The 15,077-nt window shown below is 60.3% G+C and carries 14 protein-coding genes; 7 read left to right on the forward strand and 7 right to left on the reverse strand.

Features of this window, described 5'->3' with window-relative positions; translation table 11 throughout:
• Positions 1-126 precede the first annotated feature (126 nt).
• The 5 genes from AC07W0_RS04970 to AC07W0_RS04990 all read right to left on the reverse strand — a co-directional run bounded on the left by AC07W0_RS04970 (position 127) and on the right by AC07W0_RS04990 (position 4,715).
• Entirely contained in the window at positions 127-663 is a 537-nt protein-coding gene (locus tag AC07W0_RS04970) for a C40 family peptidase (RefSeq protein WP_017845323.1), read from the reverse strand.
• A 144-nt stretch (positions 664-807) separates the two neighbouring features.
• Complete coding sequence (locus AC07W0_RS04975) at positions 808-1,437, reverse strand: C40 family peptidase (protein WP_046382483.1); 630 nt, start codon at positions 1,435-1,437, stop codon at positions 808-810.
• A 212-nt stretch (positions 1,438-1,649) separates the two neighbouring features.
• Entirely contained in the window at positions 1,650-2,354 is a 705-nt protein-coding gene (hda, locus tag AC07W0_RS04980; protein WP_017845321.1) for a DnaA regulatory inactivator Hda, read from the reverse strand.
• A gap of 203 nt (positions 2,355-2,557) precedes the next feature.
• A complete protein-coding gene (locus AC07W0_RS04985; RefSeq protein WP_046488315.1) occupies positions 2,558-3,631 on the reverse strand; it encodes an AI-2E family transporter in 1,074 nt (357 codons plus the stop codon).
• 43 nt (positions 3,632-3,674) lie between these two features.
• Positions 3,675-4,715: a DUF2066 domain-containing protein gene (locus tag AC07W0_RS04990; protein WP_102618094.1), complete on the reverse strand. Its 1,041-nt coding sequence runs from the start codon at positions 4,713-4,715 to the stop codon at positions 3,675-3,677.
• Between the two features lie 355 nt (positions 4,716-5,070).
• Between AC07W0_RS04990 and purM the strand changes: the two genes are divergently transcribed.
• The 7 genes from purM to AC07W0_RS05025 all read left to right on the forward strand — a co-directional run bounded on the left by purM (position 5,071) and on the right by AC07W0_RS05025 (position 13,608).
• Entirely contained in the window at positions 5,071-6,129 is a 1,059-nt protein-coding gene (purM, locus tag AC07W0_RS04995) for a phosphoribosylformylglycinamidine cyclo-ligase (protein ID WP_017845318.1), read from the forward strand.
• Positions 6,129-6,779 (forward strand): phosphoribosylglycinamide formyltransferase, encoded by a 651-nt coding sequence (gene purN / locus AC07W0_RS05000; protein ID WP_017845317.1) that lies wholly within the window; start codon positions 6,129-6,131, stop codon positions 6,777-6,779. The genes purM and purN overlap by 1 nt, the downstream gene beginning before the upstream one ends.
• Before the next feature lie 8 nt (positions 6,780-6,787).
• A complete protein-coding gene (locus AC07W0_RS05005) occupies positions 6,788-7,501 on the forward strand; it encodes a DUF3108 domain-containing protein (protein ID WP_017845316.1) in 714 nt (237 codons plus the stop codon).
• Between the two features lie 278 nt (positions 7,502-7,779).
• Positions 7,780-7,968, forward strand: a complete 189-nt coding sequence (locus tag AC07W0_RS05010) for a hypothetical protein (protein WP_017845315.1) — start codon at positions 7,780-7,782, stop codon at positions 7,966-7,968.
• Between the two features lie 381 nt (positions 7,969-8,349).
• The gene (locus tag AC07W0_RS05015; protein ID WP_017845313.1) at positions 8,350-10,275 is read left to right on the forward strand and encodes an IucA/IucC family protein; all 1,926 of its coding nucleotides are present in this window, start codon (positions 8,350-8,352) and stop codon (positions 10,273-10,275) included.
• Positions 10,265-11,476, forward strand: a complete 1,212-nt coding sequence (locus tag AC07W0_RS05020; RefSeq protein WP_102618093.1) for an MFS transporter — start codon at positions 10,265-10,267, stop codon at positions 11,474-11,476. Before AC07W0_RS05015 ends, AC07W0_RS05020 begins: the two co-directional genes overlap by 11 nt.
• Before the next feature lie 11 nt (positions 11,477-11,487).
• Positions 11,488-13,608, forward strand: coding sequence for a TonB-dependent receptor (locus AC07W0_RS05025; RefSeq protein WP_102618092.1), 2,121 nt, complete (start codon positions 11,488-11,490; stop codon positions 13,606-13,608).
• 66 nt (positions 13,609-13,674) lie between these two features.
• Here the strand turns inward: AC07W0_RS05025 and AC07W0_RS05030 are convergent, their stop codons facing one another.
• Together AC07W0_RS05030 and mazG are read right to left on the reverse strand one after the other, a co-directional pair.
• The gene (locus AC07W0_RS05030; RefSeq protein WP_017845310.1) at positions 13,675-14,220 is read right to left on the reverse strand and encodes a DUF2058 domain-containing protein; all 546 of its coding nucleotides are present in this window, start codon (positions 14,218-14,220) and stop codon (positions 13,675-13,677) included.
• Between the two features lie 25 nt (positions 14,221-14,245).
• On the reverse strand, positions 14,246-15,077 hold an 832-nt coding region (mazG, locus tag AC07W0_RS05035; protein WP_495029327.1), incomplete at its 5' end, for a nucleoside triphosphate pyrophosphohydrolase.

The following is a 15,077-nucleotide window of genomic DNA, read 5'->3' on the forward strand; positions in this document are numbered from 1 at the left end:
AAATGTGGGAGGGGCGGTGCGACGATTCGACTTGCCCACGATAGCGGTGGGTCAGTCACTGAATGCATGGACTGACACGCCCTCATCGGGAGCAAGCTCCCTCCCACATTTGGATCCTGGTTTGGCTTAGGGGTTGCGGGCCAAGTGCTCAGCCGGCAACACGCGCTTGGCGCTCAGGTAGGCGTTCTGCCAGTAGGCTTTGGACAAGGTGTCCAGCTTCACCGTACCGCCCGTCTGCGGCGCATGCACAAAGCGCCCTTCGCCGACATAGATCCCGGCATGGCTGACCTGCGAGCCGCCACCCGTGGCGAAGAACAGCAGGTCACCGGTTTGCAGGTTCTGTGCGCTGACGTCCTGGGCGCGCATCACGATCAGTTCGCGCGTGGTGCGCGGCAGGGAGATGCCCGCAGCATCACGGTAGACAAACCCGATCAACCCGCTGCAATCGAAACCGGAGTCCGGCGTATTGCCGCCCCAACGATAAGGCGTACCGACCAGGCCCAGCGCGCGGAACAGCACGTCTTCAGCGACCGGCGAACTCTGGCTGGAATAGTTGAACACTGGTTTAGGCTTGGCCGCTACGGGCGCAGGCTGCGGGCGGCTTGCGCAGGCGCTGAGCAGCGCGGCGCAAACAATGAGAATCAGGCGGGCCGAGGTCGACATGTGCAGAACAATCCTGGTCTGGATGCGGCTTTCGCTGCCGAACGCTGAAAACCAGAACGCGCAAGCATGGCTTGCGCGAACGGATTACAACAATGTCCAGAGATTCTAGCGCTTACACGTCAAACTTCAAGTATCACTTTAACTTTACTTGCTAGCGGTAATCGTCGTCGGGGCCATGGCGAGTGCGCGCTTGGCTTCGATGAAGGTTTTGCTCCAGTAGCTGTCGCCCAGGCTGTCGACTCGAACACCACCGCTGCGGCGGCTGCTGGAGTGGATAAACTGGTTATCGCCCAGGTAGATACCGGCGTGACTGACGCGACCGCGGCCACTGGTACTGAAGAAAAGCAGATCCCCAGGCTTGAGGTTGTTACGCGCGACCAACGGTGCATTCACGTTGATCATTTCGCGGGTGGAGCGTGGCAGGTTCATGCCAGCTTCTTCGCGAAACAGGTAACCGATAAAACCGCTGCAATCAAAACCGGCTTCAGAGGTACCGCCGAAACGGTAACGGGTACCGATCAGGGACATACCGCGTTCGAGGATGCTGTCGGCCAGAACGGGAAGCTGATAAGGCTTGTTGCCAGCGAAGGCGGCCAGTTCTTTTTCGGTTGCCAGCTCTTCCTCATAAACAGTGGAAGACTGCGCAGCAACGAATTTTGCCTGATTTTTATACTGTTGATTGTGCTGCTCGGCCACTTGTTGAGGGTGGGAGGCGCAACCAAACAACAGAGCGACAAGTGCGAGAGGCACGAGGGGTGCGAAGCGATTTAGCATGGGCACGACCGTGGCTGATGTGTAAAGAAGTCGAGACTATGCCTTCTATCACATCGATTTGCAAATTCAATCGTGATCCATGTGACTTACTGTTTGCGTTATGACATCTAAGCCCTTAATACCCTTTGCGCGTGTTTTGCGTGGTCAAGCCGGCCAAAACGCAGGTTTCCTGGCGCCTGAAATTTGCCGAAGCCCCGAAATACAAGGGCCGGCTACCAGCCGAGGGTTTCCTTGAGGAAGGGAATCGTCAGCTTGCGCTGGGCCTGCAAAGAGGCCTGATCGAGCTGCTCGAGCAAATCGAACAATGCGCTCATGCTGCGGGTGCCGCGGGTGAGGATAAAGTGCCCGACCTCGTCGGTGAGGTGCAGGCCGCGACGGGATGCACGCAATTGCAGGGCACGCAATTTGTCCTCGTCGGACAGCGGGCGCATCTGGAAGATCAGCGCCAGGGTCAGGCGCGACTTGAGGTCGGCCAGCTTGACCGGCAACTCACGGGGCGAGGTCGAAGCCGCGATCAACAGGCGGCGCCCGCTGTCGCGCAGGCGGTTGAACAGATGAAACAGCGCCTCTTCCCAATCCGCCTTGCCGGCGACGGCCTGCAGATCGTCCAGGCACACCAGTTCGTATTGTTCGAGGTTGTCGAAAATCCCGATCCCGCGGTCCATCAACTCCGCCAACGGCAGGTAAACCGCCGGTTCGCCCATCTGCTCGAAGCGCAGGCACGCGGCCTGCAACAGGTGGGTGCGCCCCACGCCTTGCTTGCCCCACAGGTAGATCAGGCTTTCAGTCCACCCGGCGTCGGCTTCGCAGAGCCGCTCGACATAGCCGAGTGCTGCGGCGTTGGCGCCTGGGTAGTAATTGATAAAGGTGGCGTCGTCACGCAGACGCACACCTAAGGGCAGCTGAATCGGTTTCATGCTGACTGAACGGCTCCGATCGAACCGTTAGTGGCCTCTGTGAAAAGTTTGCAAAGTTTATACCCGTGACGCCGGGCGCACAATGCAGCAGACCATAAGCAAAATCAAAGGTTTGCGTTAACTTGTTGGATTTACGCAAATTGTTTGACGCCACAGCGCCAGAAACAACAAACCCGGCCTGGGCCGGGTTTGTGACACCGCGATTACAAATCGGGGTCTTCAACGCCCCCGTACATATCCGAATCCTTGTACAGATCGTGGACATGACGCACCAGCACCATGATCACCGCCGCCACCGGCAGCGCGAGCAGGATGCCGGTAAAGCCGAACAACTCACCGCCAGCCAGGATCGCAAAGATCACTGCGACCGGGTGCAGGCCGATGCGATCACCCACCAGCAACGGGGTCAGCACCATGCCTTCGAGGGCCTGGCCGACCATGAACACCGCGACAATCCCGAGCATCGGGTACAGGTCACCGCCAAACTGGAACAGCCCGGCCACCAGCGCCGCACCGATACCGATCACAAAGCCCATGTACGGCACGATTGCGGCCAGACCGGCAATCAAGCCGATCAACAGGCCCAGCTCCAGGCCGATCGCCATCAAGCCGGCGGCATAGATAATCCCCAGGGCCAGCATCACCAGCAGTTGGCCGCGCACGAACGCCCCCAAGACCTCATGACACTCCCCGGCCAGGGACACGATGCGCGCTTCACGGTCACGCGGCAGCAGGCTGCGAATCTTGGCCATCATGATGTCCCAGTCCCGCAACAGGTAGAACGCCACCACCGGGATCAACACCAGATTGGTCAACCAGCCGATCAGCGCCAGGCTGGATGCCGTGGCCTGGCTGAGAACCACGCCGACGATGTCGGTGGTCTGGCCCATATGCTCGCTGATCGCAGCCTTGACCTTGTCGAACTTCCAGAAGCCATCCGCCAGCCCCAGCTTGGCCTGGGCCCACGGCATCGCCGTGTGCTGCAGCCAGTCGAGCATCTGCGGCGCCAGTTCATACAGACGGAACAGCTGCTTGGCCAGCATCGGTACCAGCACCAGCACCAACGCCGTGATGATCAGCGTAAACAGCGCAAACACCGTGACCACACCCAAAGTCCGCGACAGGCCGGCTTTCTCCAGGCGATCCACCACGGGATCGAACAGATAGGCGAGCAACAGCGCGACCAGGAACGGCGTCAGGATCGAATGCAGCAAGAACACAAAAACGCACAGCAGGACGATCCCGCCAAGCCACACCCAACGACGCGTATCCGCCATACACCACTCCATCTTTTATCGGCTGCTATATAAAGCAGAACATTTACCAGCGAAAACGCAGTTGCGCCTGCGGCTCAGGGGCGACGACCGGCTGCGTGCCGTCCACTGGCGGTTGCGCAGCCAGTGCTTCACCCGCAGGAATCTCCTGCAACCTGGCCAGGCTCAGTTGAGTACGCAACTGATCGGCGCTGCCATTGACGCGATACACAATACGATTGCCATCCACGCGCTGCGGCTGGCCGCCAAACGGCTCGAGCAAGTGGCCCAACGCGGCGTAGCGCTCCAGGGTCATGCCCTGCACTTCGAGCAATTGCTCGGTGCTCGCGCCCGGCTTGACCACAAAGCGCGGCGCCAGTTTCTGGCTGACCGCCAGCATCACGGCATCGGCCACGGCGGCGGTGTCGGCGCCTTGCGCGGTGCCCTGCTCGCTCTTGTCGCCCAACCACAGGCGCCATTTGGCCTGCCATTGGCTGCCCTCCTGGCGCGCATGCACTGCGAGCATCGCATCGGCGCCGTAGCGTTCCGAGGCTGCACGCAACGGCGTGGCGTCCGCGCTTTCGAGGTTGGGCGCGGTGGCGACCACCTGTTCATCCAAATCCCCCAACGGCAGGCGCAGCGGCAAGCCGCGATGTTGCGCCGCACGGCGCAGCGCCTGCGCGACGGTCTGGCCATCCCCGACCAGGTTGCTGCCGTCGGTGGAGTCATTCAGCCACCAACCCAGGATCGACGGCCGATTGCTGCCCCAGATCGACAAGCCGGCCTCACGCAAGGCGCGATCGGTGCTGACGGGGTCGAAATCCACTTGCAGGCTTTCCGGCGGGCCGGCGTCGTAGCCGTATTGCGTGATGATTTGTTGCGGGTCCTTGCGCACCGCCGCCAGGCCGGGGCCTTCGGCGGCCTTGGCGTCGCCAGTGAGGCGGATCACCAGAGTCTGTACGGCGCGCTGGGTCGCCTGGTCGCGTTCTTGCGGTGACTGGCTGCTGACCGGCTCCAGTACTTGATAAAGACCATTGAGGGTTTCGGCATGACTCGCCAGGCTGACCAACGACAAGCAGCCTACAAAAAACACATTACACAGACGCATGGAAGATTCCCGAACGACAAAATTAGCGGCTGGAACAGACCGCGTGATCTCGGTTTGCCAAGGCTGTGACCACAGCGATCGGTAAAACATTCACGGGGTCTCGGTAAGTTTTCCTACTGTCATAACGATAGCGGGTTCAAGGCTATACCTTAATACGGAGCTGGGCAGACCCGATTAGCATTTTTTTAACCGGCTTTTTTATCTATGTGGCTCTGCCCGTCGGCCCGAGGATGGCCGCTGACCCTCAAGCCTGATAAAATCGCGCGCCTTCGCAGACCGTCAATGGCTGGGCCTTTTCACAAGAGCCCTTGCCCAATCGGTCGTTACCCCTGAATCCCCCCTAAAGGCCTGGATCATGAGCAAGCAACCCTCCCTGAGCTACAAGGACGCCGGTGTAGACATCGACGCCGGTGAAGCATTGGTCGAACGCATCAAGAGCGTCGCCAAGCGCACTGCGCGCCCCGAAGTCATGGGTGGCCTGGGCGGTTTTGGCGCCCTCTGTGAAATCCCGGCCGGCTACAAACAGCCCGTGCTGGTTTCCGGCACCGACGGCGTGGGCACCAAACTGCGCCTGGCCCTGAACCTGAACAAACACGACAGCATCGGCATCGACCTGGTCGCCATGTGCGTCAACGACCTGGTGGTGTGCGGCGCCGAGCCGCTGTTCTTCCTGGACTACTACGCCACCGGCAAGCTCAACGTCGAAACCGCGACCCAAGTGGTCACCGGCATCGGCGCCGGCTGCGAATTGTCGGGTTGCTCCCTGGTCGGCGGCGAAACCGCTGAAATGCCAGGCATGTACGAAGGCGAAGACTACGACCTGGCCGGCTTCTGCGTCGGCGTGGTCGAAAAAGCCGAGATCATCGACGGCTCCAAAGTGGCTGCCGGCGACGCCCTGCTCGCCCTGCCGTCGTCCGGCCCGCACTCCAACGGCTACTCGCTGATCCGCAAGATCATCGAAGTGTCCGGTGCCGACATCGAAAACATCCAGCTCGACGGCAAGCCCCTGACCGACCTGCTGATGGCGCCGACACGCATCTACGTCAAGCCACTGCTCAAGCTGATCAAGGACACCGGCGCGGTCAAAGCCATGGCCCACATCACCGGCGGCGGCCTGCTGGACAACATCCCGCGCGTCCTGCCCAAAGGCGCCCAGGCGATTGTCGACGTGGCCAGCTGGCAGCGTCCTGCGGTATTCGACTGGCTGCAAGAGAAAGGCAACGTCAACGAAACCGAAATGCACCGCGTGCTGAACTGCGGCGTGGGCATGGTGATCTGCGTGGCGCAAGAGCACGTGGAAAGCGCGTTGAACGTGCTGCGCGAAGCCGGCGAACAGCCTTGGGTCATCGGCCAGATCGCCGCTGCCGCCGAAGGCGCGGCTCAGGTTGAACTGAAGAACCTTAAGGCGCACTGATGTCTGCAACCTGTGATGTCGTGGTGCTGCTCTCCGGCACCGGCAGTAACTTGCAGGCCCTGATCGACAGCACGCGCACCGGCGACAGCCCGGCGCGCATCGCTGCGGTGATCTCCAACCGCAGCGACGCCTATGGCCTGCAACGCGCCAGGGAGGCAGGCATTGCCACGCGCACCCTGGATCACAAGGCTTTCGAAGGTCGCGAGGCCTTCGACAGCGCCCTGGTCGAACTGATCGACGCCTTCAACCCCAAACTCGTGGTACTGGCCGGCTTCATGCGCATCCTCAGCGCTGATTTCGTGCGGCACTACGCTGGGCGGCTGTTGAATATCCACCCTTCCCTGCTGCCCAAGTACAAAGGCATGCACACCCATCAGCGCGCCCTCGACGCGGGCGACAGCGAGCATGGCTGCAGCGTGCATTTTGTCACCGAGGAACTCGACGGCGGGCCTCTGGTCGTACAGGCAGTGGTTCCGGTAGAGTCTGACGACTCGGCGCAGACGCTTGCGCAACGGGTTCATACACAGGAACACAGGATTTACCCGCTGGCTGTTCGCTGGTTTGCCGAGGGGCGGTTGATTCTTGGTAAACAGGGTGCATTATTGGACGGTCAGTTACTCGCGGCCAGCGGCCACTTGATTCGAACCTAGGAGATTTTATGCGTCGCGCCTTGCTCTTCGCTTTTGCGCTGTTCGCCTTGCCTGCGGTGCAAGCAGCAGATTTACATCCTTTCTCCGCCAGCTACACCGCCGACTGGAAACAGTTGCCCATGAGCGGTTCGGCCGAGCGTAGCCTGACCCACAATGGCGATGGCACCTGGACCTTGAACTTCAAGGCTTCCATGATGATTGCCAGCCTCACCGAAACCAGCGTGATCCAATTCGACAAGGACGCCCTGCAGCCGAAGAGCTACACCTTCGAACGCGGCGGCCTGGGCAAGGCGAAAAGGGTCAACCTGGACTTCGACCAGACCGCCAAGAAAGTCACCGGCTTTGAAAACAAAGACCCGGTCAACGTTGCCCTGCAAAGCGGCATGCTCGACAAGTCGACCTACCAGTTGGCGCTGCAGCGCGATGTCGCGGCCGGCAAGAAGAGCATGAGCTACAACGTGGTTGAAGGCACCGACGTCGACACTTACGACTTTCGCGTGATCGGCCCGGAAAAGGTCCAGACCAAAGCCGGCTCCATCGACGCGATCAAGGTCGAGCGCGTGCGTGACCCGACCCAAAGCAAGCGCATCACCCAGATGTGGTTTGCCAAGGACTGGGGCGGCATCCTGGTTGCCCTGCGTCAGGTGGAAACCGACGGCAAGGAATACAACATCATGCTGCAAGACGGTACGGTTGACGGTAAGTCTGTCAAAGGTAGCTGATTGCGCGGATGAGTCGAAGAAGAGCCTCGCACCACGCGGGGCTTTTTTTCGTCTGGATGTTGGGGAGTCGACGCCTGAGCCCGACGAGAACATGAAGCTTTTGTCATAAAACTCCGACGCCTGCGACGCAATGTCGCGGTTTACGGGGCCTGCGCGACTGTTACATGTTATGCAAAGGACTGTTGCATAAACGATCGGTTTACCTAGCAAGCTAACAAAACATATAACAAAAGCCTGCGACGACTTGCCGCAGATCCACCAGAGACTGGAGCAAGCAAATGACTGTAAAAGTGACTGAACGCGACGATGAACATATGTCCCACGAAGCCTTGGGCCATGGGATTCACATCTGGGACGTACACCAACAAGACCTGCTGGTCGGCATGTTTCATAACGAGAGCGACGCTCATAACTATAAAAACGAGCTCGAAACCCTTGAGATGAAACGCCAGGCACAAAGCTCCTGAAACGCTGAAATCAAGTAGACGCCAGCCCACGCAACGAGGCTATCTACACACGACAAACCCCGCCAACGAGCGGGGTTTGTCGCTTTCAACCGCGACCGTTTTCTTCTGAACCTCGACGCGTGTATTGAAAAATATACAGTTCACGCCGCGTCGGCCCACCGCCTGCACGCCAGCGGTAATCCGCTGAAGTAGCCTGATCCAGACACCTCCCCACTCTTTGACAGCGCTCTTTGGCCAGGCCGAATCGCACGCGAGCCCCTTCTCCCGCCCCTCCTGAATAAGCCTTTCAGAAAAAAGTAACAACAAATAGACAATTAGTAATGATTCTCTATACCATTCAGCCGCTTTTCATTCCGGTCCACGTATAGGGAATTCCACTAGATGCACGGGCAAAGTCGCACCCCGGAACAATCGTTGCTTGAACGCTGGGGCGAAGCACTCGCTACCCCGCCATTTCAAACTAACCACATCACTCTCGACGCTCTGATCAACACCCTGGCACCCGCTGCCGAGCGTAGCTTCCAACGCCTGATCCAAGCACTGTTTCGTGAAGGCCTGCTGGACCCCAGCACCCGCACCTACGACGAGCGAGGTCAATGCTGGCTGGTGCTGCCTGACCAGAGCCGCCTGCGTTTCGATCACCTGCTCCCCGGTCGCATGGCCAGCTGGGACCTGCGTGGCCGAGTGACGCTGCTGCGCGATGATCATCCTGACCTGAATATTCAATTCCCGTCGCAGTTATTGACGCTGCTCAACCGCCGCCTCGAATCACCTGCCGATCCGGAAGTCTTGGGCCGCCTCAACACAGAAATCGACGACAGCTTTGTCAACGATACGCTGTGCCTTGCCTTCCATGAGCAATGGACACTCAGGCTCCATGCGGCAATGGACCCGTCGCACCAGAGCAACCTGTTGAGCCACCTCAAGCATGACCCCAGCGTGACCAACCCGACTTCCACGCTTGAACAATGGGGCACGCTGGGCCATCCCTGGCACCCCAACTACAAGACCAAACTGGGTTTGAATACCGACCAGGTCATCGATTTCTCGCCTGAATTCGAAGCCCGCTTTCCGGTTTTCCTGTGCGCGTTGCATCGCCAGTTCGCCCATGTCGAAATGCTGGCTGGCACCGCCGATTACTGGCAATGGTGGCAACATCATTTCCCCCAAGCCGCTCGGCAACTGACCGCGCAACTGACCGCGCAGGGCCTTGAAGCCGGCGATTATCTGCCGTTGCCGGCTCACCCTTGGCAGGCGCGCCAAGAATTACCGCAATTGTTTGCCAACGAAATTGGCGACCGGTTGTTGGTACTGACCGATATCGTGGCGTTTACCGCCCACCCGACCATGTCGTTCAGGACCGTGCTACCTGAAGGCCGATGTGACGCACCGATGGTGAAGCTTCCGGTTTCATTGCGCCTGACCAGTGTGCAGCGGACTGTTTCACCGCGTTCTGCGCGCATGGGCCCGCGGATCAGCCATCTACTGCTGGCGATCCTGGAACGTGAGCCGGCGATCCAGCAGATCCTCAGCATCATCCCCGAGCGGATCGGCGTGCATTTCAAGCCGCAACCGGCCAATGATGAACACTCCCGCCACTTGGCCGTACTGTACCGCGACGCCCCCCAGAGCCTGCTCCAGCCGGGCGAAATGGCCGTGCCAGTCGGCAGCCTGTTCGCCGTCGACCAGCACGGGCAGCCACTGCTGCGCCAATGGGTACGACTGAGCCAGGGCAAGGACGACGAGGACGCCCTGCTCGCCTTCTTTCGGGACTACGCCTCGATTGCCGTACCGGCACTGCTGGGCATGTATCTGCGTTATGGCGTGGCCTTCGAGGCTCATCAGCAGAACTCCTTCATGGTCATGGCCGCGGACGGGCGCCTGAGCCGCCTGCTACTACGTGATTTCGGTGACATCCGGATCGACCGCAAGACCTTGCACGCCCATGGCCTGGATATCGAATTGCACGACCCTAAAATGACCCTGTACGACGACGCCGGCTTCGTGCGCGACAAGCTGCTGCACACCGTATTCATGTGCCACTTGGGCGAACTGGTGCTGCTCAGCGCACGCCACTTCGACATCCCCCAAGCGCGGCTCTGGAATGAACTGTCGACGCAGGTCAGCCAGTGCTTCGACGACTTGCGCAGCGAGGTCGACCCCCAACGCTGGAAGACCGAACGCGAAGCCTTACTGGAGCAGGACTGGCCCGCCAAGTCGTTTATGCGCATGCGTCTGCTGGAGAGCCATGCCGATATCGTCGGGCGTTTGCCTAACCCACTGAGCGCCGCCGCCAATGCCGGCTAACAACAGCGCACTGCGGCTGCTGGTGGTGATTCAGTTGGTGTCGATGGGCGCCATGGAGATGAGCGGCCCTTTCTGGCCGCTGCAAATCCAGAAGCTGCTCGGCGTCGCCAATGCCCAGTACACCGGCCTGCTGTCCTCGCTGGTGTATGCCGGGCCGATGATGGCGGCAATGATCCTGACGCCCATGTGGGGGCGACTGGGTGACCGCACCGGGCACAAGCCCATGATCATTCGGGCGTTGCTGGCGTTGGCGGTATGCCAGGGCCTGGCCGCCGTTACCTTCGACCCTTGGCTGCTGGTGGCAATCAGGGTTGCACAAGGGGCGCTGGCCGGGTTTATCGCAGCGGCGCAAGCCTATGCGCTGGCCTGCTGCGGCGACGGCGGGCGTGGGCACATTCTGGCTCGACTGCAATCGGCGACTGCCGTGGGCTCGCTGGCCGGACCGGTGTTGGGTGGGTGGTTGATGGATGTCTCGGGCTTCGCACTGCTGTGCTACAGCGCCACCGCAGTGTGCGTGTTGTGCGCGGTGATCAGCCTGTTCTTGCCCAACGACACGCCCCAATCACGCCCAACACACAACGCAAAACCAAGCGCCCTGCCCGAAGGCTGGCTCGGTGCAATGCTGGGGATCATCGTTTTGATCCAGGCAGCCAAGATGATGCCCCAGCCGTTTTATGCCTTGTACGTCGCCGACGTGTTACACGCCCCCGCGTGGCTGATCGGCGCCAGCTATGCCGCCAGCGCACTGACTCTGGCGCTGTCCGCGCCGCTATGGGGGCGCCTGTTCGACCGGCATCAACCGGCTCACACGTTGCGCGTCGTCGAATGGGTCACGTGGTCCTGCGCCTTGACGCTGGCATTTACGGCGCTGGCCAGCGAATGGCTCGGATTCCTCGCCAGCCGGCTGTTATGGGGCGTTTGGCAGGGTGCGTTGCTGCCGGTCGCCTACACGTTGATCGCCAACACCGTTGTGCCCAGCCAGCAGGGCTTTGCCCTGGGCCTGGGCAACAGCGCCGCCAAAGCCGGCGCGCTGTGTGGTGTGCTGATGGGCGGCATCGGCATGGGAGTCGTGGGTCTGGCGCACAGCTTCTGGCTGGTTGCACTCACATATGCATTGGCCGCCCTGGGCATCCGCACCATCCGTTCGTTCACCCGAACACCTGAGACATCCAGTTTTTCTGTCAATACTTCTAATAACTGAAAGGCAAGGTCATGAAAAAAACACAACTGGCAGTTCTGCTGCCACTTCTAGGGTCGATTAGCGCGCCTGCCTGGGCCGATGAGATCGAAGGGACTCACGCCGCGCCCACCAACCTGCAACTACAGGCAACGGTAGTGTCGGCCACGCGCAGTGAAACCAGCATCGCGGCGATCCCAGGCTCGGTGCAGGTGATCAGCGAAGATCAGATCCGCCAGCAAGCGGGTGCCGGCCGCCGGGTCGCAGACATCCTCGGGCAACTGGTACCGGGCATCTCCCCCTCCAGCGGCGGCATGAGCAACTTCGGCCAGACACTTCGCGGACGCAACACCCTGATCCTGATCGATGGGGTGTCCCAGAACGCCACGCGCGACAACTTCCGCCAGCTCAACAGCGTCGCGCCGGAAAGTATCGAGCGTATCGAAGTCATTTCCGGCGCCAGCAGTGTCTACGGGGCGGGCGCGTCAGGCGGCATCATCAACATCATCACGAAGCGCAACAAAGGTGAAGACCTGGCGTTGAGCAGCAAGATCGGCATGACCACCGGGAACAACTTCAGCCATAAAGGTTTCTCCTACGAAGCGTTCCAAAGCGCCACGGGCCGCAACGGCCCAGTGGATTGGTATCTGTCGGCCAACACCGTGCAACGCAACGACCTGTTCGCCGGCAACGGCAAGCGCATCCCCCAGGACACGTCCCAGGGCAGCAACATGGACACCGACACCTACGACCTGCAGGGTCGCTTCGGCTACAAGCTGGATGACGACAAGAAAATCAATCTGTCGCTGCAAGACTACAAGGACGAGCAAGACACCCGTTACACCAAGAATCCCCGCATCACCAATACCGCAGTCGCTGTAAAAGGCCTGGACCTGGTCGATCAACCGTACACCCACAACCAGGCAGTGAACCTCAACTACGCCGATCAGGATTTCTACGGCCAGGGCTTGCAGGTCGAAAGTTATTGGCGGCGTGCCGACGCGTTGTTCTTCCCCGACCTGTCCCGGGGCCGCGCAGGCGTGTCCGACAACAACAGCGTGCAAGAGGTGTACGGCCTGCGAGCGGCCATCGACACGCAAATGCCGAACATCGGCGCGGCGACCGGCAACCTGGTCTGGGGTGCCGACTACGATCATGAAACCTCGCGTCAGCGTGGCGACCAATACCGGGTCAACGGCCTCACCTACACCAAGACCGGTACCACATTCGAAATGGGACCGGACATCCAGACCACCACCAAAGCCATCTTTGGCCAGTTGTCCTACGACATCGATGATTGGACCTTGCGTGGCGGCGTACGCCGCGAGTGGATCGAAAGCGACATTGCCGACAGCATCGCTTACGGCGAAATCGTCCAGACCGGTAAGCGCGCGACACTGCCAGGCGGCACGCTCAAATACGATGACACCCTCTACAACCTCGGGGCTGTGTATCACCTGAGCGAAAACCAGGATGTATTCTTCAACTTCAGCCAGGGCTTTTCCCTGCCGGACATCCAGCGCTTCCTGCGTGACGTCAACAGCACCTACGACATTCAAAAACTCAATGCCCAGGCCCTGAAGGTCGACAGCTACGAGCTGGGCTGGCGGGGTAATTGGGACAAGTGGCTGGCTAACGTCACCGCGTATGAAAACACCTCGGATGTCACTCAGTTCTACGATGCCAATGATCGTGTATTGCGCCTGGTGAACCAGAAAGAGCGTGTGCGCGGTATCGAAACCAGCCTGACGTACAACGTCACCGACCAATGGTCGGTGGGCGGTACTTATGCTTATGCCAAAGGCGAAACCCGCCAGAACGGCCAATGGATCGACTTGCCGGCGACACGTATCTCCCCCGCCAAGACGACCGCTTTTGTCGGCTATGACCACGGCGACTATAGCCTGCGCTTGCAAGGCATGCGCCTGGCCAACTACGACGCTGCGTTCAAAGACAACAACGGCCGCGATATCCAGGGTTACACGCTGGTCGACCTGCTGGGTTCAGTCCGGCTGCCGGTAGGTCGCCTGGAAGGTGCGGTTTACAACCTCAGTAACCGCAACTACCAGAACATGTTTGCCCAGGCCAACGCCCGCGCGCCCTACCCGAACGCCGAGGGTCGCACCTTCAGCATGAGTTACGCCGTGGATTGGTAACCGCCTGACACTGCCGGCCAAAACAACAAACCCCGCCTTTTGAGCGGGGTTTGTTGTTTTACAGCCTTACCACATCAGATCATCCGGGATCTGGTAGGCGGCGTAAGGATCATCCTCATCCGGCACCTGGCTTTCGGTGAGGATATTGAGCTGGACGATACGCTCCGGTGCGCGCTCCTGGATCTTCAGCGCCGCTTCGCGCGGGATCACCTCGTAACCGCCGGCGTGATGCACGATCGCCAGGGAGCCGTTGCTCAGCTTGTTGCGCATCAGCGTGTTGACCGACAGGCGCTTGACCTTCTTGTCATCCACGAAGTTGTAGTAGTCCTCGGTGGTCAGCTTGGGCAGGCGCGAGGTCTCGATCAGTTGCTTGACCTGGGCCGTGCGGGCCTTGGCCTCGGCTTTCTCCTGCTGCTGGCGGTTCAGCTCCTGGTCGCGCTTGACCTTCTCGGCCATGGCTTCCTGGGCCAGGCGTGCCTGGGTGTCATCGGCCTCGGCCTGGCCTTTGTGGACCAGACGTTGATGTTTCTGTTTCTCTTTGCCGACCTGCTTGGCCTGCTTTTGGTTGACCAGACCTGCTTTGAGCAACTGGTCGCGAAGGGAAAGGCTCATGGTGCTTACTCACTTAGGCAACTGCTCAACCGCAGCTGGACACGTTCTTTTCCTGGCGTTTGGCTTCGCCCCACAGGGCGTCCAACTCTTCGAGGGTGCAATCTTCCATGGATTGACGCGTATCGCGCAATGCCTGTTCGATAAATCGGAAACGTCGCTCGAATTTGGCATTGGCACCGCGCAAGGCGGTTTCCGGGTCGACCTTGAGGTGACGGGCCAGGTTGACCGCGGCAAACAGCAGGTCACCGACCTCATCGGCGATGGCCACTGCATCGTTATCGGCCATGGCTTCGAGTACTTCATCCAGCTCTTCGCGCACGTTATCCACCACCGGCAACGCAGCGGGCCAGTCGAAACCGACCTGGCTGGCGCGCTTCTGCAATTTGGCGGCACGGGACAGCGACGGCAAGGCGGTGGGCACATCGTCGAGCAGGGACAGTTGCTCGGGGGCGTCGGACTTTTCCGCGCGCTCCTCGGCCTTGATCTGCTCCCAACGCGTCTTGACCTGCTCTTCGCTCAACTGCGGGATATCCAGCGGCGCGTACAGATCGCCGGTGGGGAACACATGGGGATGACGTCGAATCAGCTTGCGGGTGATGCTGTCGATCACCCCGGCGAACTCGAAGCGCCCTTCTTCCTGTGCCAGCTGGCTGTAATACACCACCTGGAACAACAGGTCGCCCAACTCGCCTTGCAGGTGATCGAAGTCGCCGCGCTCGATGGCGTCGGCGACTTCGTAGGCCTCTTCCAGGGTGTGCGGGACGATGCTCGCGTAGGTTTGCTTGATGTCCCACGGGCACCCGTATTGCGGGTCGCGCAGGCGATTCATCAGGTGCAGCAGGTCTTCAAGTGAATAC

The sequence above is a fragment of the Pseudomonas sp. GW704-F2 genome (genome assembly GCF_059423025.1).

Excerpts from the sequence above, each read along its gene's own strand:
- AC07W0_RS05030 (WP_017845310.1), bottom strand. The coding sequence starts at position 14,220 with ATGAGCCTTTCCCTTCGCGACCAGTTGCTCAAAGCAGGTCTGGTCAAC.
- hda (WP_017845321.1), bottom strand. The coding sequence starts at position 2,354 with ATGAAACCGATTCAGCTGCCCTTAGGTGTGCGTCTGCGTGACGACGCC.
- AC07W0_RS04990 (WP_102618094.1), bottom strand. The coding sequence starts at position 4,715 with ATGCGTCTGTGTAATGTGTTTTTTGTAGGCTGCTTGTCGTTGGTCAGC.
- AC07W0_RS04985 (WP_046488315.1), bottom strand. The coding sequence starts at position 3,631 with ATGGCGGATACGCGTCGTTGGGTGTGGCTTGGCGGGATCGTCCTGCTG.
- AC07W0_RS04970 (WP_017845323.1), bottom strand. The coding sequence starts at position 663 with ATGTCGACCTCGGCCCGCCTGATTCTCATTGTTTGCGCCGCGCTGCTC.
- AC07W0_RS04975 (WP_046382483.1), bottom strand. The coding sequence starts at position 1,437 with ATGCTAAATCGCTTCGCACCCCTCGTGCCTCTCGCACTTGTCGCTCTG.
- purN (WP_017845317.1), top strand. The coding sequence starts at position 6,129 with ATGTCTGCAACCTGTGATGTCGTGGTGCTGCTCTCCGGCACCGGCAGT.
- AC07W0_RS05005 (WP_017845316.1), top strand. The coding sequence starts at position 6,788 with ATGCGTCGCGCCTTGCTCTTCGCTTTTGCGCTGTTCGCCTTGCCTGCG.
- AC07W0_RS05010 (WP_017845315.1), top strand. The coding sequence starts at position 7,780 with ATGACTGTAAAAGTGACTGAACGCGACGATGAACATATGTCCCACGAA.
- purM (WP_017845318.1), top strand. The coding sequence starts at position 5,071 with ATGAGCAAGCAACCCTCCCTGAGCTACAAGGACGCCGGTGTAGACATC.
- AC07W0_RS05020 (WP_102618093.1), top strand. The coding sequence starts at position 10,265 with ATGCCGGCTAACAACAGCGCACTGCGGCTGCTGGTGGTGATTCAGTTG.
- AC07W0_RS05015 (WP_017845313.1), top strand. The coding sequence starts at position 8,350 with ATGCACGGGCAAAGTCGCACCCCGGAACAATCGTTGCTTGAACGCTGG.
- AC07W0_RS05025 (WP_102618092.1), top strand. The coding sequence starts at position 11,488 with ATGAAAAAAACACAACTGGCAGTTCTGCTGCCACTTCTAGGGTCGATT.